17 protein-coding genes are annotated in these 17,005 nt (G+C 70.8%); 7 read left to right on the forward strand and 10 right to left on the reverse strand.

Features of this window, described 5'->3' with window-relative positions; translation table 11 throughout:
• The 3 genes from QR77_RS01630 to QR77_RS01640 all read right to left on the reverse strand — a co-directional run.
• Positions 1–1,111, reverse strand: a 1,111-nt coding sequence (locus QR77_RS01630) for a thiolase family protein (protein ID WP_040019320.1), incomplete at its 3' end; no start/stop codon positions are given.
• Between the two features lie 69 nt (positions 1,112–1,180).
• Positions 1,181–1,825 (reverse strand): CoA transferase subunit B, encoded by a 645-nt coding sequence (locus QR77_RS01635; RefSeq protein WP_040019321.1) that lies wholly within the window; start codon positions 1,823–1,825, stop codon positions 1,181–1,183.
• Complete coding sequence (locus QR77_RS01640) at positions 1,825–2,580, reverse strand: CoA transferase subunit A (protein WP_040019322.1); 756 nt, start codon at positions 2,578–2,580, stop codon at positions 1,825–1,827. Before QR77_RS01640 ends, QR77_RS01635 begins: the two co-directional genes overlap by 1 nt.
• 136 nt (positions 2,581–2,716) lie before the next feature.
• On the opposite strand from QR77_RS01640, the gene QR77_RS01645 reads away from it, so the two are divergent.
• The gene (locus QR77_RS01645) at positions 2,717–4,402 is read left to right on the forward strand and encodes an IclR family transcriptional regulator C-terminal domain-containing protein (RefSeq protein WP_040019323.1); all 1,686 of its coding nucleotides are present in this window, start codon (positions 2,717–2,719) and stop codon (positions 4,400–4,402) included.
• Positions 4,403–4,430: 28 nt separating this feature from the next.
• Here the strand turns inward: QR77_RS01645 and QR77_RS01650 are convergent, their stop codons facing one another.
• Genes QR77_RS01650 through QR77_RS01660 form a run of 3 tightly spaced genes read right to left on the reverse strand, consistent with a single transcriptional unit; the run spans position 4,431 to position 7,336 of the window.
• Complete coding sequence (locus QR77_RS01650; protein ID WP_040027093.1) at positions 4,431–4,880, reverse strand: response regulator; 450 nt, start codon at positions 4,878–4,880, stop codon at positions 4,431–4,433.
• A gap of 58 nt (positions 4,881–4,938) precedes the next feature.
• Positions 4,939–6,069 (reverse strand): type III polyketide synthase, encoded by a 1,131-nt coding sequence (locus QR77_RS01655; protein ID WP_040019324.1) that lies wholly within the window; start codon positions 6,067–6,069, stop codon positions 4,939–4,941.
• Positions 6,070–6,112: 43 nt separating this feature from the next.
• Positions 6,113–7,336 carry a cytochrome P450 gene (locus tag QR77_RS01660; protein ID WP_040019325.1) on the reverse strand — a complete coding sequence of 408 codons (1,224 nt, stop codon included), beginning with the start codon at positions 7,334–7,336 and terminating at the stop codon, positions 6,113–6,115.
• 310 nt (positions 7,337–7,646) lie between these two features.
• Between QR77_RS01660 and QR77_RS01665 the strand changes: the two genes are divergently transcribed.
• The gene (locus QR77_RS01665; RefSeq protein WP_040019326.1) at positions 7,647–8,810 is read left to right on the forward strand and encodes a permease; all 1,164 of its coding nucleotides are present in this window, start codon (positions 7,647–7,649) and stop codon (positions 8,808–8,810) included.
• 30 nt (positions 8,811–8,840) lie between these two features.
• Here QR77_RS01665 and QR77_RS01670 read toward each other — a convergent pair whose 3' ends face one another.
• The 4 genes from QR77_RS01670 to QR77_RS49730 all read right to left on the reverse strand — a co-directional run bounded on the left by QR77_RS01670 (position 8,841) and on the right by QR77_RS49730 (position 12,174).
• Complete coding sequence (locus QR77_RS01670) at positions 8,841–9,830, reverse strand: transporter substrate-binding domain-containing protein (protein ID WP_040019327.1); 990 nt, start codon at positions 9,828–9,830, stop codon at positions 8,841–8,843.
• Positions 9,831–9,904: 74 nt separating this feature from the next.
• Positions 9,905–10,657 (reverse strand): amino acid ABC transporter ATP-binding protein, encoded by a 753-nt coding sequence (locus tag QR77_RS01675; protein WP_173476415.1) that lies wholly within the window; start codon positions 10,655–10,657, stop codon positions 9,905–9,907.
• Positions 10,658–10,674: 17 nt separating this feature from the next.
• Complete coding sequence (locus QR77_RS01680; protein ID WP_078876424.1) at positions 10,675–11,733, reverse strand: amino acid ABC transporter permease; 1,059 nt, start codon at positions 11,731–11,733, stop codon at positions 10,675–10,677.
• Between the two features lie 312 nt (positions 11,734–12,045).
• Positions 12,046–12,174 (reverse strand): putative leader peptide, encoded by a 129-nt coding sequence (locus QR77_RS49730; protein WP_269084305.1) that lies wholly within the window; start codon positions 12,172–12,174, stop codon positions 12,046–12,048.
• Between the two features lie 347 nt (positions 12,175–12,521).
• On the opposite strand from QR77_RS49730, the gene QR77_RS46415 reads away from it, so the two are divergent.
• From QR77_RS46415 to QR77_RS01700, 5 genes are all read left to right on the forward strand, one after another.
• Positions 12,522–12,692, forward strand: a complete 171-nt coding sequence (locus tag QR77_RS46415; protein WP_160310870.1) for a putative leader peptide — start codon at positions 12,522–12,524, stop codon at positions 12,690–12,692.
• 111 nt (positions 12,693–12,803) lie between these two features.
• Positions 12,804–14,009, forward strand: coding sequence for an LLM class flavin-dependent oxidoreductase (locus QR77_RS01685; RefSeq protein ID WP_040019329.1), 1,206 nt, complete (start codon positions 12,804–12,806; stop codon positions 14,007–14,009).
• Between the two features lie 35 nt (positions 14,010–14,044).
• Positions 14,045–15,451 carry an NtaA/DmoA family FMN-dependent monooxygenase gene (locus tag QR77_RS01690; RefSeq protein WP_040019330.1) on the forward strand — a complete coding sequence of 469 codons (1,407 nt, stop codon included), beginning with the start codon at positions 14,045–14,047 and terminating at the stop codon, positions 15,449–15,451.
• Positions 15,448–16,545: an LLM class flavin-dependent oxidoreductase gene (locus QR77_RS01695; protein ID WP_040019331.1), complete on the forward strand. Its 1,098-nt coding sequence runs from the start codon at positions 15,448–15,450 to the stop codon at positions 16,543–16,545. Before QR77_RS01690 ends, QR77_RS01695 begins: the two co-directional genes overlap by 4 nt.
• Before the next feature lie 52 nt (positions 16,546–16,597).
• The coding region (locus QR77_RS01700) for an LLM class flavin-dependent oxidoreductase (protein WP_040019332.1) at positions 16,598–17,005 on the forward strand (408 nt) is incomplete at its 3' end.

The following is a 17,005-nucleotide window of genomic DNA, read 5'->3' on the forward strand; positions in this document are numbered from 1 at the left end:
GGTGGGCGACGGCGCCGGCGAGCCGGGCGCCGGAGGCGCCGAGCGGGTGGCCGATGGCGATGGCGCCGCCGCGCGGGTTGACGACGGCCGGATCGAGGTCCGGCCACTCGGCGAGGCAGCCCAGCGACTGTGCGGCGAACGCCTCGTTGAGTTCGAAGGTGGTCAGATCGCCGAAGGACCTGCCGGCCTTGGCCAGGGCGCGCCGGACCGCTTCGACGGGTCCGAGGCCGAAGAGCTGCGGCTCGATGCCGGTGACGGCGGAGGTACGGATCCGGGCGAGCGGCTCGCGGCCGGTCGCGCGCAGTCCTTCCTCGTCGACGAGGAGCAGGGCGGCGGCACCGTCGTTGAGCGGGGAGGCGTTGCCCGCGGTGACCGTGCCCGTTCCGTCGGTGCGGAAGGACGGTTTGAGTTTGGCGAGCGCCTCCATGGAGGTGGAGTCGCGGATGCTCTCGTCGCGGGTGAGCCCGTCGTCGCCGTACGGGACGACCTCACCCTCGTACAGCCCCTTGGCCCAGGCGTCGGCGGCCTTCCGGTGGCTGGCGAGTGCGAACGTGTCCTGCTGTTCGCGGGTGATGGTGTGTTTGGCCGCGATCTGTTCGGCGCTCTCGCCGAGCGGGACGGTCCACTCGGCGGGCATCCGGGGGTTGGTCATCCGCCAGCCCAGCGTGGTGGAGTGCAACTGCTGGTGTCCGGCGGGGAAGGCGCGCTCCGGCTTCTGGAGCACCCAGGGCGCGCGGCTCATGGACTCCACACCGCCCGCGATGGCGACGGAGGCGTCACCCAGCGCGATGGCACGGGCCGCCTGGATGACCGCTTCGAGGCCGGAGCCGCAGAGGCGGTTGACGGTGACTCCGGGGACGGAGACGGGCAGCCCTGCGAGGAGGACGGCCATCCGGGCGACATTACGGTTGTCCTCGCCGGCGCCGTTGGCGTCACCGAGGACGACATCGTCGATGCGGGCGGGGTCGAGGTCCGGGGTGCGGTCCACGAGCGCCCTGACGACATGGGCGGCGAGGTCGTCGGGGCGTACGGAGGAGAGCGCGCCCCCGAACCTGCCGATCGGGGTGCGGACGGCGTCGACGATGTAGACGTCGCGGATGCGGTCGTTCATGGGATCTCCAACAGGGGACGGGCACGGGCGGCGGCGACCGGGCGGCGGCCGGTCGGTGGACTCGCTCGGTCAGCGGACGGTCTCGGCGATACGGACGGGAGCCGCCGTCCGCGCGACGATCTCCTGTGCGTCGAGGCCGGGCGCGGTCTCCACCAGGACGAGGCCCTCCGCCGTGATGTCGAGGACACCGAGGTCGGTGATGATCCGGTCGACGCACGCCTTTCCGGTGAGCGGAAGGGTGCAGTCCGGGAGGATCTTGGGCGAACCGTCTCTCGCTGTGTGCTCCATCAGGACGATGACCTTGCGGGCGCCGTGCACCAGGTCCATGGCCCCGCCCATGCCCTTGACCATCTTGCCGGGGATCATCCAGTTGGCGAGGTCGCCGCGGGCCGAGACCTGCATGGCGCCGAGGATCGCCGCGTCGATGTGGCCGCCGCGGATCATGCCGAAGGAGAGCGAGGAGTCGAAGAAGGCCGCGCCCGGCAGGACCGTCACGGTCTCCTTCCCGGCGTTGATCAGGTCGGGGTCGATGTCCTCCGCCGCCGGGTAGGGGCCGACGCCGAGGATGCCGTTCTCGGAGTGCAGGACGACATCCACGCCTTCCGGCAGGTAGCTCGGCACCAGCGTGGGCAGGCCTATGCCGAGGTTGACGTAACTGCCGTCCTCCAGCTCGCGGGCCGCACGGGCCGCCATCTCGTTCCTGGTCCAGGCCATCAGGTGCGTACCGTCCTCTTCTCGATCCGCTTGTCGGCGGCCTGTTCCGGGCTCAGGGCGACCACACGCTGGACGAAGACGCCCGGCAGGTGGATGTCGTCGGGGCCGAGTTCGCCCGGCTCCACCAGTTCCTCGACCTCGGCGACGGTGATACGTCCCGCCATCGCCGCCAGGGGGTTGAAGTTACGGGAGGCCTTGTTGAAGACGAGGTTGCCGTGCCGGTCGCCCCTGGCCGCGCGCACCAGCGCGAAGTCGGTGGTGATGGAGCGCTCCAGGACGTATTCGAGGCCGTCGTACTCCCGTACCTCCTTCGGCGGGGAGGCCACCGCCACGCCGCCGTCGGCGTCGTAGCGCCAGGGCAGGCCGCCGTCGGCGACCTGGGTGCCCACTCCCGCCGGGGTGAAGAAGGCGGGGATGCCGCAGCCGCCGGCGCGCAGCCGCTCGGCGAGGGTGCCCTGCGGGGTGAGTTCGAGCTCCAGTTCGCCGCCGAGGTAGCGGCGGGCGAACTCCTTGTTGTCGCCGACGTAGCTGCCGGTGACCCGGGAGATCCGGCCGGCGGCGAGCAGGATGCCGAGGCCGCCGCCGTCCACGCCGCAGTTGTTGGAGACGACGCTGAGCCCGGTGGCGCCCTGGGCGTACAGCGCCTGGATGAGTACGTCCGGCACGCCGCTCAGGCCGAAGCCGCCGACGGCGAGGGAGGCTCCCCCGCCGATGTCCGCGACCGCCTGTTCAGCGGTTGCCACCACCTTGTCCATGCACCGGCCGTTCCGTCCGTGGCGGACCACTCGCCCGCCGAGCTTGTTCGCCTGGTGAACTTTCGTTCATAATGAAAACCGCGATGAGTCTCCGCCGACTTCTCGTCCCTGTCAACGGCTTCGAGGAGGTCGGACGATGGCCCTGGGCCCTCTGCTGCCGGACGCGGCGCCCGAGGAGGCCGTCGGTCCGCTGGAGCGCGGCCTCACCGTGCTGCGGACCATGGCCGCTTCCCCGGACGGGCGGCTGCGCCCCAGCGATCTGGCGCGCGAGACGGGTCTCGCGCGGGCGACCGTCGACCGGGTCGCCTTCACGCTCACCCGGCTCGGTTATCTGCGCGCCGAGGGCCGTGACCTGCTGCTCGCCGCCCGCCTGATGGAGCTGGGCAACGCGTACCTGCGCTCGTGCGGGCTGCCCGACACGCTGGAGCCGTACGCGCTGGCGCTCGCCGACGAACTCGACGAGTCCGTCTCGATCGCGGTGCCCGACGGGGACGGCGTGCGCTTCATCACCCAGGCGACCCGCCGCCGCACCATGTCGCTGGCGTTCCGGATCGGCGATCTGCTGCCCGCCGAACGCTGCGGCCCCGGCGCCCTGTTCGCCGCCGGGTGGGGGGAGGCGGAGCGCGAACGCTGGCTGGGACGGCTGCGCGACGACCCGCTGGGCGCCGGGTTCCCCGCCGTACCGCCGTGGACGGACACCGGCGGTACGCGGGAGCGCGCGGCGCGCTTCGACGAGCGGGTACGGGCGGCCGGCGCGCGCGGCTGGGCCGTCGACGACCAGCTCATCGAACCGGGGCTGATCGCTGTCGCGCTGCCCGTTCACGACCGGACAGGGGCGGTGGTGTGCGCGGTCAGTGTGGTCAGCCACACCAGCAGGCACAGCGCCGAATCCCTCGGCGAACACGCCCTGCCACGGCTGCGGAGGACGACGGCGGCGATGGAGCGCGCGCTCGGCGCGCCTGCGGCGCGGCCGGAGCGGCCCTCACCTGCCGGTGCGCCGCCCGAGGAGACCGCGGCGCACGCCCAACAGGACGCGTCAGGACCGGCGTTCCTCCAGTCGCTGGCGCGTGGGCTGACCGTGCTGCGGGTGCTCGGCTCGGAGCGCGGCGGGCTCAGCCTGACCGCGACCGCGCAGGCCGCCGGACTCCCCCGCGCGACGGCGCGCCGCTCCCTGATCACCCTCCAGCACCTCGGTTACGCCCGTGCCGAGGGGCGGCTGTTCACCCTGCTGCCACGGGTGCTGGAACTCGGCCACACCCGGCTCTCGGAGCTGGGCTTCGGCGAGATCATGAACCCGCACCTGGTGGAACTCGTCGGCCGGGTGAGGGAGTCGGCGTCCATCTCGGTGCTCGACGGTGACGACATCCGCTACGCGGCGCGGGTGCCCACCACCCGGATCATGAGCGTGAACATCACCGTCGGCACGCGCTTCCCCGCGTACGCGACCTCGATGGGCCGGGTCCTGCTGGCGGGCCTCCCCGCCGAGGAGCGCGCCGCGTACCTGGCCCGCGTACGTCCGGCGCCGCTCACCCGGCACACCGTGACGTCGGCAGCGGCTCTGGCCGCCGTCGTCGACCTGGCCGCGCGGGACGGATACGCCCTGGTCGACGAGGAGTTGGAGGAGGGCCTGCGCTCGCTGGCCGTACCCCTGCGGGATCGCGCCGGGCGGGTGATCGCCGCCGTCAACGTCTCGCAGCACGCGGGCCGCCGCACGCCCGCCGAGACCCTGGAGTCCGTCCTGCCGGCGCTGTCGGAGACTGCGGCGCGGATGGAGGCGGATCTCGCGATCGTCACGGAACGCCGCCGGGTGCCGGTGAGTTGAGCCCGGGCGGCGGGTGGCGGACGGTGTCTCACTCCTCGGCAGGAGGCGGATTGACGGCCGTTTCGAGGAAGAACGCGTCGATGCTCCGCACGACATGGATGAATTCGTCCAGGTCGATCGGCTTCACCACATACGCGTTGGCGTGCCGGAGGTACGCCGAGCGGACGTCGTCCGGGGCGCCCGAGGTGGTCAGGACCACCACCGGGATGGCCCGCAGCCGCGGATCCTCCTTGAGCGCGCCGAGGAGTTCACGCCCGTTCATGCGCGGCATGTTGAGGTCCAGCACGATGAGGTCGGGCCGGGGGTTCGCCGGGTCCCTCAGGTATTCGAGCGCCGCCACACCGTCCCCGGCCCGGCCGACCGTACGGGCCAGGCCGGGCCGGCTGAGGGCCTCCTCCATGAGCAGGGCGTCGGCGGGATCGTCCTCCACCAGCAGGACGGCGTAGGGAGGTCGGGCGCTGTTGGCTGGTCGGAGCATGCTCACAATGTAGACGCACCGCCGCACCGCCCGCTCTCCCGCCGCCGTCGAAACGGATTCATCCCAGGGCCAGTACGCTCCGTCCGGCGGCGTCGGCGTCTTCGACTCCGGCGTCGGCGAACAGCTCCTGGTCGGCCGGGCTCGCCCCCGTCCAGCGGCCGAGGGCGATCTCCGCCGTGATACCGGGCCCGAATCCCGCGATCAGACCGGTGCCGGACTGCGGGGTCTTTCCTTCCTCGAAAAGCCGGTCCAGGGCGTCGAAGACCACCGCGCTGGCGATGTTCCCCCGCTCGGTGAGCGTCGCCCGGCTGAACCTGAAGGTCTCCGAGGGGAGGTTCAGGTAGCGGGACAGGTCGTCCAGGATGCGCGGGCCGCCCGCGTGCACGATGTAGAAGTCCAGGTCGGACACGTCCCAGCGGTGCTCGTCGGCGACGGTGCGCAGGGCGGGCGCGAGCACCTCCATGGTGCCGGGGACCCGTTTGTCGAGCAGGAAGTGGAAACCGGTGTCCCGCACGCTGTAGGAGATCCAGTCCTCGGTGTCGGGCACCAGGTGTGAGCCGTTGTGTTCGAGCTGAACGCCCTGACCGCCCTCGCCGCGCACGACGGCGGCGGCGATCGCGTCCCCGAACAGCCCGTTGGACAGCAGCGATCCCACCCCGAGGTCGGTCGGCTGGTAGCACAGCGAGCAGAACTCGCAGGCGACGATGAGTACGTTGGACCCCGGGTAGGCGCGGCAGAAGTCGTCGGCCCGGTTGATGGCGGCGCCCCCGCCCGCGCAGCCGAGCTGCGCGATGGGCAGTTGGCGCGTGTCGGAGCGGAAGCCGAGCGTATTGATCAGCCACGCCGTCATCGACGGCATCATGAAGCCGGTGCAGGAGACATAGATCAGCAGATCGATGTCGCGTGGCTCGACCTCCGCGTGCTTCATCGCGCGTCGCACCACCTCGGGCACGCGCGTTTTGGCCTCGGCGGTGTAGAGGGAGTTGCGCCGCTCGAAGCCGGGGTGGCTCAGGGTGTCGCCGATCGGCTGGACGAGGTGTCTCGTACGGACCCCGGTGTTCTCGATCAGCCGCAGAACCAGGGGGAGTTGCTTGTGGCCCGCGTGCAACGAGCGTGCGAGGTCGAGTGTTTCCTCGACGGTGATGATGTGTTCAGGTACGGCGATCGCCGGTCTGCACAGGGTGGTCATGGCTGGTTCCCTCCGCGCATGCGGTTGGCGGGCTTCATCGGTGTCACCAGGTGACCGGGAGAGTCTGGGGATAGCGCCAGATGGAGCCGGTGTTCCAGTCGATCTCGTGCTCGGGTACGGCCAGGCGCAGCCTCGGGAAGCGCTCCAGCAGCGTGCCGATGGCGACGCACAGTTCCATCCGGGCCAGGTGGGAGCCGAGACAGTGGTGTGTTCCGGAGCCGAAGGCCATGTGGTGCGGGGTACCTCGCGTCAGGTCCAGCTCATCGGGCCGCTCGTACTTCGCCGGGTCACGGTTGGCGGCGAGGTACGACACATGCACCGCTTCCCCGGCGCGTACGGTCACCCCGTCGATGGTGACGTCCTCGGTGGCGACCCGCGCGATACCCACGCCCTGCCGGAAGGGGATGAAGCGGAGCAGCTCCTCGATGGCGGTGGGCAGCAGCTCGGGCTCGGCCCGCAGCTTCGCCAACTGCTCGGGGTTGGTGAGCAGCGTGTGAGTGATGTTGCTGAGCTGGTACGTCGTGGTGTCGTGTCCCGTCACGAGCAACACCATGCCCATGACGGCGAGTTCCTTCTCGTCGAGCAGCTCGGCGCCGTCCCTGGCCGTGGCCAGGCTGCTCAGCAGGTCCTCCCCCGGGTCGCGCCGGCGCCTGGCGGTGAGATCCGCGAAATAGGACCGCAGTTCACTCTTCGCCTCGTCGGCCGCCGCCCGGTCGGCGACGCCGACGGCCATCATCGCCATCGCCCAGCGGCGCAGGTCGGCCCGGTCGTCCGCCGGGATGTCCAGCAGCTCGCAGATCGTGGTGAGCGGCAGCCGCGCCGAGAGGTGCTGGACGAGGTCGGCGGGCGCGCCGGACTCCGCCATGTCGTCCAGCAGTGCGTTCACGGTGCGCTGCGTCGAGGGACGCAGCCGCTCGACCTGACGGTTGGTGAAGCCGGCGGCGACCAGCCGTCGCAGCCTGTTGTGTTCGGGCGGGTCCATGAGGTTGATCGCCTCGGCCTGCGCGATCGGGGCCGGTGTCATACGCGGCAGATCGCGGCCGATGCCGGCGGCGCGGCTGAACCGGCGGTCGGAGGTGACGAAGCGGACGTCGTCGTACCTCGTCACCAGCCAGGCCTCACCGTCGCCGTACGGCATGCGGATCCGGGCAATGGGTGCCTCGGTCAACAACCGCTTGAGCAACGGGTCGAACTCCAGACCGTTCGCGTGGTCGAAGGGGCAGTGCCAGACGTCGGCGGCAGAACTCACGGAAGGCTCCAGGCTCATGGAAGTCTCCAAGCTCATGGGGACCTCGCATGTAGACCCGTAGCCGTATCCCCGAAAACTCGCCCTCCCCGTTGTCGCTCGCACAGCTCATACAGCCGACCCGTTCGGGCCCACGGACGGCGGTGGCCGCCGCTCGCGCGCCCCGGCCCCCTGAGCGGGTGCGGGTACCCGCCCGGGGTATGGTCGTGGACCGGGGACCCGACCTGGCCGGGCTCGCGGTCCGGTTCCGTTCCGGGCGGGGTGGGGTGCCGACGGACGGGGCCTGACGCGTGTTCTCCCCGTACCCGCTCCGGCAGGAAAGGCTCCAGCGATGAACGCCGTACTGCACGCGCTGTCGATCGTCGGCTCCATGACCTGGGAGATCACCTGGGCGCTGATCCTGGGGTTCGCCCTGTCGGCCGTGGTCCAGGCGGTCGTCCGTAAGTCCACCGTCGTCTCGCTGCTCGGCGACGACCGGCCCCGTACCCTCGCCGTCGCCGCCGTACTCGGCGCGGCCTCGTCCTCCTGTTCCTACGCCGCTGTCGCGCTGGCCCGCTCGCTGTTCCGCAAGGGGGCCGACTTCACGGCCGCGATGGCTTTCGAGATCGCGTCCACCAATCTGGTCGTCGAACTCGGCGTGATCCTGGCGCTGTTGATGGGCTGGCAGTTCACCCTGGCGGAGTTTGTCGGCGGCCCGGTGATGATGGTCGTGCTCGCGGTGCTCTTCCGGCTGTTCCTGCGCGACCGGCTGGTGCGCCGGGCGCGCGGGCAGGCGGAACGCGGGCTGGCCGGGTCGATGGAGGGCCACGCGGCGATGGACATGTCCGTACGCCGGGACGGCTCGTTCAGGAGCCGGCTGCTCTCCCGTGAGGGCTTCACCGCCACCGCGCACGTCTTTGTCATGGAATGGGCGGCCATCCTGCGTGACCTGGTGATCGGCCTGTTCATCGCCGGCGCGATCGCCGCGTGGGTGCCGGACTCGTTCTGGCGCGCCTTCTTCTTCGACGACGATCCGACGGCCGCCAGACTGTGGGGTCCGGTGATCGGGCCGCTGGTCGCGATCGCCTCGTTCGTCTGCTCCATCGGCAATGTGCCGCTCGCCGTGGTGCTGTGGAAGGGCGGCATCAGCTTCGGCGGTGTGGTCGCCTTCATCTTCGCCGACCTGCTGATCCTGCCGATCCTGAACATCTACCGGAAGTACTACGGCGCGGCGATGTCGTTCTTCCTGCTCGGCACCTTCTATCTCGCCACGGTCGTCGCCGGCTACGTGGTGGAGTTCCTCTTCGGCGGGCTCGGCCTGATCCCCGACCAGGCCGACGCGCGGCTCCCGGCCGAGGGCGTCACCTGGAACTACACCACGTGGCTCAACATCGTCTTCCTCGTCCTGGCCGGCGTCCTTCTCGTGCGCTTCTTCCGGACCGGCGGTGCGGGGATGCTCCGGATGATGGGCGGCGGCCCCGAGCGCGGCCACGACCACGACCACGGGACACACTGAGCCCGAGGCCGACCGCCGGGGCCGCTGCCCTCAGAACGTCGGGGGCGGATTGACCTGGGACTTGGCTGTGCCGGTGCCCGGCACCCCCCACTTCTTGAAGATCTTCGCGTAATCGCCGTCGGCGATCAGCTTGTTGACCGCGTCGCTGAGCACCGGGGACAGCGGCGAGCCCTTCTTGGTGACGAACCCGACGGGGGTCGTGCTGATCTCGCCGAGGTACTTGGTGCCCGGCACATGCGTCGCGTCGTACTTCAGCGCCAGCGTCGGGCCGAAGTAGATGTCCACCTTGCCGTTGGCCAGCCCCAGGAAGATCGGCGCCGAGTCGGAGAAGTACAGCACCTTGTACGGCTTCTTGCCCACGCCGGAGCACTTCGAGGCGCCGTCGGTGAGGATCTGCTGGAACGTCGAGCCGGGACTCGTGGCGACGGTCAGCCCGCACAGGTCCGTCAGCTTGGTGGCCTTGTCGATCTCCACCTCCTTCGAGCCCAGGAACGACTGGCCGTCGTTGAGGTACGTCGCGAAGTCCACGACCTTCTCGCGGGACTCGGTGACGCCGAAGTTGTCGGCGCCCACGTCGTACTTGCCGTTCTGCACACCGGGGATGATCGTGGCGAAAGTGCCGTGCAGCACCTCCCACTTGATGCCGAGGACCTTGGCGACGGCGTTGCGCAGGTCGACGTCGAGGCCGACGTCCTTGCCCTTGGAGTCGCTGCCCGCGTGCGGCAGACCGGCGACTCCGGGTGCCAGGGACGTTCCGAGGCTGAGTGAGCCGCTGTCGCGTACGTCGGCCGGCAGCCGCGCGCTGAGCCCCGGGTCGGTCTTGACGGAGGAGACCACGTCCTGGGTCGGGATGGCTGTCGTGCCGGACTTGCCGCCGGGCACGGCGTCTCCCACCGACGTGGCGGAGTCGGAGGACGCACCGCCGCAGCCGGCGAGCAGGGCGAGGGTGGCGGCGCCCGCGAGGGTGACGGCGGCCGACCGGTGGACACGGCGGCGGGTGAAGCGTCTTGCGGTGCTCACTGCGGGCCTTTCGGAGAGGAGGACGGGAAGGAGACGGCTGCGGATGCGGGGGCAGGGGCGGATGCGGGGGCGGGCTAGAGGACGGCGGAGAGGAAGGCGCGGGCCCTCTCGTGGCGCGGGGCGCTCAGCATGTCGGCGGGCGTGCCCGACTCGATGATCCGGCCGCCGTCGAGGAAGACCATCGTGTCGGCGACCTCCCGTGCGAAACCCATCTCATGGGTGACGACGATCATCGTCATGCCGCTGAGCGCGAGGTCCTTCATCACCGCGAGCACCTCGCCCACGAGTTCGGGGTCGAGGGCGCTGGTCGGCTCGTCGAACAGCAGGAGTTCCGGTTCCATGGCGAGCGCACGGGCGATCGCGACACGCTGCTGCTGACCGCCCGACATCTGGCGCGGGTAGGAGTCCTCCCGCCCCGAGAGGCCCACCCGGTCCAGCAACTCGCGTGCCTGGAGAGCCGCTTGCTTCTTCGATGTGCCGCGCACCGCGACCGGGGCCTCGGTGATGTTCTCCAGCACCGTCATGTGCGGGAAGAGGTTGAACTGCTGGAAGACCATGCCGACCCTGGCCCGCTGCCGGGTGATCGACCTGGCGCGCAGTTCGTGCAGCGTCGTGCCGTCGTGCCGGTATCCGACGATGTCGCCGCCGACCTCGACGAAACCGGCGTCGGGCTTCTCCAGGTGGTTGACACAGCGCAGCAGGGTGGACTTGCCGGAGCCCGAAGGCCCGAGCAGTACGGTCACCTCGCCCTCGCGCACATCGAGGTCGATGCCGTCCAGGACGAGGTTCGCGCCGAAGCTCTTACGGAGTCCCCGGACGCGTACCAGGGGCCGCTCGGTCCCGGTCATGACAGACCTCCCAGGTCGGCCTTGGTCGTACCGAAGAGCGGCAGGTTGCCCCGCGCGATCTGCCAGAGGCCCCGGCCCCGGCGCCCGCCGGACCGTCCGCTCCCGGCGCGCCCGCTGCCCCGGGCGTAACGGCGCTCGACGTAGTACTGACCGATCGAGAGCAGTGTGGTGAGGATGATGTACCAGAAGGTCGCGACCAGCAGCAGCGGCATGATCAGGAAGTTCTGGTTGTAGATCAACTGGGCCGAGTACAGCAGGTCCTGCACGGCGATGACGCTGACGATCGAGGTCGCCTTGAGCATGCCGATGAGCATGTTCCCCGAGGCGGGGATGATCGCCGGCATGGCCTGCGGCAGCACGACTCTGCGGAAGATCCGGCCCTTGCCGAGCCCGAGCGCCTGTGCGGCCTCCGTCTGCCCGTGGTCGACGGCGAGGATGCCGCCCCTGACGATCTCGGCGGAGAAGGCAGCCACATCCAGGGTGAGCGCGACGTACGCCGCGAGGATCCCGCTGAACAGGTGCGCCGTCCGGACGGTGATGAACTCGGGGCCGAAGGGGATGCCGAGCGACACCTGCGGGTAGAGCGAGGCGAGTTCGTACCAGAAGAGGAGCTGCACCAGCGGCGGTACGGACCGGATCAGCCATACGTAGCCGAAGCTCAGGGTGCGCAGCACGGGGTTGTTGGACAGCCGCATCGCTGCGATCCCGATGCCGAGGATGTAGCCGCTGACCATGACGGCAGCCGTGAGCCACAGGGTGAGTTCCAGGCCGCGCAGGATCGAGCCGCGCAGGAAGTAACTCGCCACGACGTCCCACTGGAACCGGTCGTTGGTGATCAGCGTGTGCACCAGCATCGCGACCAGCACCAGCAGGGCGAGGACGGCGACCCACTGCCCGGGGCGGCGCAGCGGCACCAGTTTCGCGGCCAGCAGGGTCGCGTCCGACGGCCGTACGTCGAGTCCGGGCCCGGGCCCCGAGTCGGACCCGGGGTCGGGCGGGGGCGGTGGATGTTTGTGGACGACTGATGTGCGTGGGGTGGTGTCCGGAGTTGCCATGTCTCGTGCTTCCCGTCTCATCAGGGGGCCGCGTCGGCGCGGTGCGGCAGGGACGCCTGGGCGGCGGCACCGGCCTGCGCGACGGCGGGGCAGCCCAGGGGGCGGCGCCGGACGCCGTACACGCGCTGTGCGAAAGGGAGGGAGGGACAGGGGGAGGGAGATGAAGAGGGGCCGTGCCGTACGCGTCAGGGCGCGGAGCGGAGCGGATGCCGGCGCGCGGAGGCGCCGGTTACGACCAGGGGTCGACGAACGCAGCTCAGCCGACGAGGCTCAGCGAACAGGGTTCAAAGAGCGGGGCTCAGCGAACGAAGCTCAGCGGACCGGGGTCTTGCCCGGACACAGGGCGCTGCTCACGCGCAGCAGGTCCACATGGCGCCGGGACACCCGTAGCTGGAAGGAGCCTCCGGGGCGCGGGGTGGCGCGGTGATGGCGCGTACGCATCCGGTCCCCCTGTTTCTCGTTCCGGTTCGGCCGCCCGTGTCCTCGACACGGGAAAACAGCGCCAACCGTAGTCGTCCGGTGGCTCCCGGACAATGCCCCCGGGTGTGACGGGCGTCGCTCCCGGGACGGCGGCGCCGCCCGCCGCCCGGCCGGACTGCTCCGGTGCCGTCCTGGGGGGATTGTGTCCGGTGCCGGTGCGGAGTTACCGTTCAAGGCGGTCAGGAGTGCCAGCGCACGGCCCCGGTCCACCGACCGGAGACCCGCCAGGAGGCGGGCGCTCCGGGTGGGCGGCCCCGCGGGCGCTGGTCCGGCCGGGGCATCGGCCGATCGGGACGGAGGTGACGGTAGTGCGAGAAGCAGCTCAGGCGTCCCTGGCCGTCACCGCCAAGATCCGCCGCCGCGCCGCCGCCACGTACTCACGGCGCCACATCGACCTCCAGCGCGTCGCCGGCGCCCTGTGTCCGGCGTACGGGAACGCCGCAACGCGGCACACGATCTCGCTGCCCACCGCCTCTTAGCGCACACCTCTGCCGACCTCCGCCCGGGCCCAATTCCGGTGCCGGATGCCGTTCGGCATGTCCGTGTCCCTCCCGCGGTGAGCCCCTCCGAGCAGGAAGCGGTACCCACCCATGGCACCAACACGTCCGGCGCTCCATCTCGCCGTCGCTCTCGACGGCGCCGGCTGGCATCCCGCCGCATGGCGGGAGCCGGCGGCCCGCCCGCGCGAGCTGTTCACCGCGCGGTACTGGGCCGATCTGGTCACCGAAGCCGAGCGGGGTCTGCTCGACCTCGTGACCATCGAGGACTCGCTGAGCCTCCAGTCCTCCCGGCGCACCGGACCCGACAAGCGCACCGATCAGGTACGGGGCCGGCTCGACGCCGTACTGATCGCGGCCCGCGTGGCGCCGCTGACCCGGCACATCGGGCTCGTACCGACGACGGTCGTGACGCACACCGAGCCGTTCCACATCTCCAAGGCGATCGCCACGCTCGACCATGTGAGCACCGGCCGCGCCGGGGTGCGCGTACGGGTGTCGGCCCGCGACGACGAGACCGCGCACTTCGGGCGCCGGCCCCTGTCGCCTCTGCGCGTCGAGGAGTTCGACACACCTGAGGGACGGGCCCGCCTCAAGGAGGTCTTCGACGAGGCCGGCGACTACGTCGAGGTGGTGCGCAGGCTCTGGGACAGTTGGGAGGACGACGCGGAGATCCGCGACGCCGCCACCGGCCGCTTCGTCGACCGCGAGAAGCTGCACTACATCGACTTCGAGGGAAGCCGGTTCAGTGTGAAGGGCCCCTCCATCACGCCGCGTCCGCCGCAGGGGCAGCCGGTCGTCGCCGCGCTGGCGCACCGGAGTGAGCCGTACCGTCTTGTCGGTGCCTCGGCCGACCTCGGATTCATCACCCCGCGCGACACGGACGACGCACGGACGATCCTCGCGGAGATCCGTGCGGCGCAGGCCCACGCCGGGCGGGCCGACGAGACCGTGCACGTCTTCGGGGACCTGCTGGTCCACCTGGACGACGACGCCTCGGCCGCCGCCGACCGCAGGGCCCGGCTGGACGAGCGTGCCGGCGGGGAACAGACCAGCGACGCACGGGTGTTCACCGGTACGGCCGCCGAACTCGCCGACCTGCTCCTGGATCAGCGGGAGGCCGGACTGAGCGGATTCCGGCTGCGCCCCGCGACCCTCCCGCTGGATCTGGAGCAGATCACCCGCCGCCTGGTGCCGGAGCTGCAACGCCGGGGTGCCTTCCGTACCGCGTACGAGGCGGACACCCTGCGCGGCCTGCTCGGTCTGACCCGCCCCGCCAACCGCTACGCCGCCGCCTGAGTGCCCGGTCCGAAGAGACGAAGGACGCACCTCGCATGAGCAAGCCCGCCGAGAACACCCGACAGATGCACCTCGCAGCGCACTTCCCCGGGGTCAACAACACAACGGTGTGGAGCGACCCTGACGCCGGAAGCCATATCGACTTCAGTTCCTTCGCGCATCTGGCCCGCACCGCCGAGCGCGCCAAATTCGATTTCCTGTTCCTGGCCGAGGGGCTCAGACTCCGGGAGCAGAACGGGAAGATCTACGACCTGGACGTGGTGGGCAGGCCCGACACCTTCACCGTGCTGAGCGCCCTGGCGGCGGTCACCGAACGGCTCGGGCTGGCCGGGACGATCAACTCCACTTTCAACGAACCGTACGAGGTGGCCCGGCAGTTCGCCTCGCTCGACCACTTGTCGGCCGGCCGCGCCGCGTGGAACGTCGTCACTTCCTGGGACGAGTTCACCGGGCAGAACTTCCGGCGCGGCGGGTACCTGGCGCAGGGGGACCGTTATGAGCGGGCCCGGCAGTTCCTGACGGCGACCTGGGAGCTGTTCGACTCCTGGCGGGGTGACGAGATCGTCGCCGACAAGGAGTCCGGTGTCTTCCTCGCCGATCCTGAGCCGGGGCGGTTCGACCACCACGTCAGCCAGTTCGACATCACGGGACAGTTCGACGTACCGCGCAGCCCGCAGGGCCGGCCGGTGATCTTCCAGGCGGGCGACTCGGACGAGGGCCGGGAGTTCGCGGCCTCGTCCGCCGACGCCATCTTCACCCGGCACGGCACCCTGGAGGCGGGGAAGGCCTTCTACGCGGACGTCAAGGGGCGGCTCGCCCGCTACGGCCGCTCCCCCGACGAGCTGAAGATCCTGCCCGGCGTCACCTTCGTGCTCGGTGACACCGACGCCGAGGCGCAGGAGAAGGCGGACGTGATCCGCCACCAGCAGGTCAGCGGCCAGACCGCGATCAAGTTCCTCGAACAGCTCTGGAACCGCGACCTCAGCTCCTACGACCCCGACGGGCCGCTGCCCACCGTCGACCCGCAGGTCGGCGAGAACACCGTCGCGCGCGGCAGGGCCAGCGTACGGATGCACCGCGACCCGCTGGCCACGGCGGCGCAGTGGCGGGAGCTGGCGGAGGCGAAGAACCTCTCCATCCGGGAGCTGATCATCGAGGTGACCGGCCGTCAGTCGTTCATCGGCACCGCGGCGAAGGTCGCCGAGACGCTGGAGGAGTTCGTGCGGGAGCGCGCGAGCGACGGCTTCATCCTCGTACCGCACCTGACACCGGGCGGCCTCGACGAGTTCGCCGACACCGTCGTACCGCTGCTCCAGGAGCGCGGGACGTTCCGCTCCGAGTACGAGGGGGACACACTCCGCGACCACCTGGGGATCGGTGCTCCCCGGGCATCCGGCGCCGGGGTGTCTGGGGCCGTGACCGGCGGGAAGGCCGCGTCGTGAAGTTCCTCGCCATCACCCTGATCGCGCACGACCCCCACCCGGTCACCGGGGTGCTGAAGTCGACCCAGGACCGGTTCCGTGAGGTGATCGACAGCGCGCTGGTCGCCGAGGAGCTGGGCTTTGACGGCTTCGGTGTCGGGGAGCGCCACGAGCGCCCTTTCATCTCCTCGTCCCCGCCGGTGCTGCTCAGCCACGTCGCCGCACTCACCAAGCGCATACGGCTGTTCACCACCGTGACCACACTGAGCCTGCTCGACCCGGTGCGCGCCTACGAGGACTACGCCACGCTCGACCACCTCTCCGGCGGCCGTCTCGAACTGATCATCGGCAAGGGGAACGGCGCGGCCCAGCGCGAGCTGTTCCATGTCACCCCCGAGGACCAGTGGGCGCGCAACGCCGAGTCGTACGAGCTGTTCCGGCAGATCTGGCGCAACGACAAGGTCACCGCTTCCCCCGTGTTCCGCGGGGAGTTGAAGGACGCGGAGGTCTGGCCGCGGCCCTTCCAGCAGCCGGTCCGGGTCTGGCACGGCAGCGCGACCAGCAAGGAGTCGGTGGAACTCGCCGCGCGGTACGGCGACCCGCTGTTCTCCGCCAATGTGACCAACACCATCGAGCCGTACGCCGAGTTGGTCCGCCACTACCGGCAGCGGTGGGCGGACCACGGCCACGATCCGGCGCTGGCCACGGTCGGCGCCGGGTCCGCCGGGTACTACGCCGCCGCTACGTCGCAGGAGGCGATCGAGGCCTACCGTCCGGTCTTCGCGGGGCAGTTGGCGTTCCAGAAGCGGCTGGGCCTGAAGCCGGTCTTCACCTCCGTGGAGGACTTCGCCGAACGCAGCTCGGCGCTGATCGGCAGCCCCCAGCAGGTGATCGAGAAAGTGCACCGCTACCACGAGCAGTTCGGCCACAGTGTGCTGCATCTGCACGCCGAGGCAGGCGGGCTCACCGAGGTGCAGCACCGGGACAGCCTGGAGCTGTTCCAGTCCGACATCGCCCCCGTGCTGCGCCGTGAGATCCCGGACCCGCCGTGGGGGTGGGGCCCCGTCGCACCCGTACCCGCGCCGACGACGGCTCCCCTGCCCGGCGCCCACTGACCCGGCTGCCCGCTGACCCCGCGTTCACGGCCCATCGACAAGGAGCACTACGGTGGCCAACACCCCTCTGACGGTTCTGGATCTCGTACCGGTCTCCTCCGGATCCGACGCGTCCCAGGCGTTGCGCAACAGCATCGATCTCGCCCAGCACGCCGAGCGATTCGGCTACAGCCGCTACTGGTTCGCCGAACACCACCTCAACCCGGGCGTGGCGGGGACCTCCCCCGCCGTGGTCCTCGCCCTCACCGCCGCGGCCACCTCCACCATCCGGCTCGGCTCCGGCGCCGTACAGCTCGGACACCGCACCGCGCTGTCCACCGTCGAGGAGTTCGGGCTGCTCGACGCCCTGCACCCCGGCCGCTTCGACCTCGGTCTGGGCCGCTCGGGCGGCAAGCCGCCGTCGCGCGGCGCCGGTACGGCGGGTGAGCCGGCGGCGCCCACAGCACAGGCCGAACCCGCC

It is taken from the genome of Streptomyces sp. 150FB (assembly GCF_000818195.1).
In the GTDB taxonomy this organism is placed as follows: domain Bacteria; phylum Actinomycetota; class Actinomycetes; order Streptomycetales; family Streptomycetaceae; genus Streptomyces.

Bases quoted from the DNA above. Each gene is read 5' to 3' on its own strand.
- QR77_RS01645 (WP_040019323.1), top strand. From the start codon at position 2,717: ATGGCCCTGGGCCCTCTGCTGCCGGACGCGGCGCCCGAGGAGGCCGTC.
- QR77_RS01690 (WP_040019330.1), top strand. From the start codon at position 14,045: ATGAGCAAGCCCGCCGAGAACACCCGACAGATGCACCTCGCAGCGCAC.
- QR77_RS01635 (WP_040019321.1), bottom strand. From the start codon at position 1,825: ATGGCCTGGACCAGGAACGAGATGGCGGCCCGTGCGGCCCGCGAGCTG.
- QR77_RS01650 (WP_040027093.1), bottom strand. From the start codon at position 4,880: ATGCTCCGACCAGCCAACAGCGCCCGACCTCCCTACGCCGTCCTGCTG.
- QR77_RS49730 (WP_269084305.1), bottom strand. From the start codon at position 12,174: ATGCGTACGCGCCATCACCGCGCCACCCCGCGCCCCGGAGGCTCCTTC.
- QR77_RS01665 (WP_040019326.1), top strand. From the start codon at position 7,647: ATGAACGCCGTACTGCACGCGCTGTCGATCGTCGGCTCCATGACCTGG.
- QR77_RS01685 (WP_040019329.1), top strand. From the start codon at position 12,804: ATGGCACCAACACGTCCGGCGCTCCATCTCGCCGTCGCTCTCGACGGC.
- QR77_RS01680 (WP_078876424.1), bottom strand. From the start codon at position 11,733: ATGGCAACTCCGGACACCACCCCACGCACATCAGTCGTCCACAAACAT.
- QR77_RS01660 (WP_040019325.1), bottom strand. From the start codon at position 7,336: ATGAGCCTGGAGCCTTCCGTGAGTTCTGCCGCCGACGTCTGGCACTGC.
- QR77_RS01655 (WP_040019324.1), bottom strand. From the start codon at position 6,069: ATGACCACCCTGTGCAGACCGGCGATCGCCGTACCTGAACACATCATC.
- QR77_RS01640 (WP_040019322.1), bottom strand. From the start codon at position 2,580: ATGGACAAGGTGGTGGCAACCGCTGAACAGGCGGTCGCGGACATCGGC.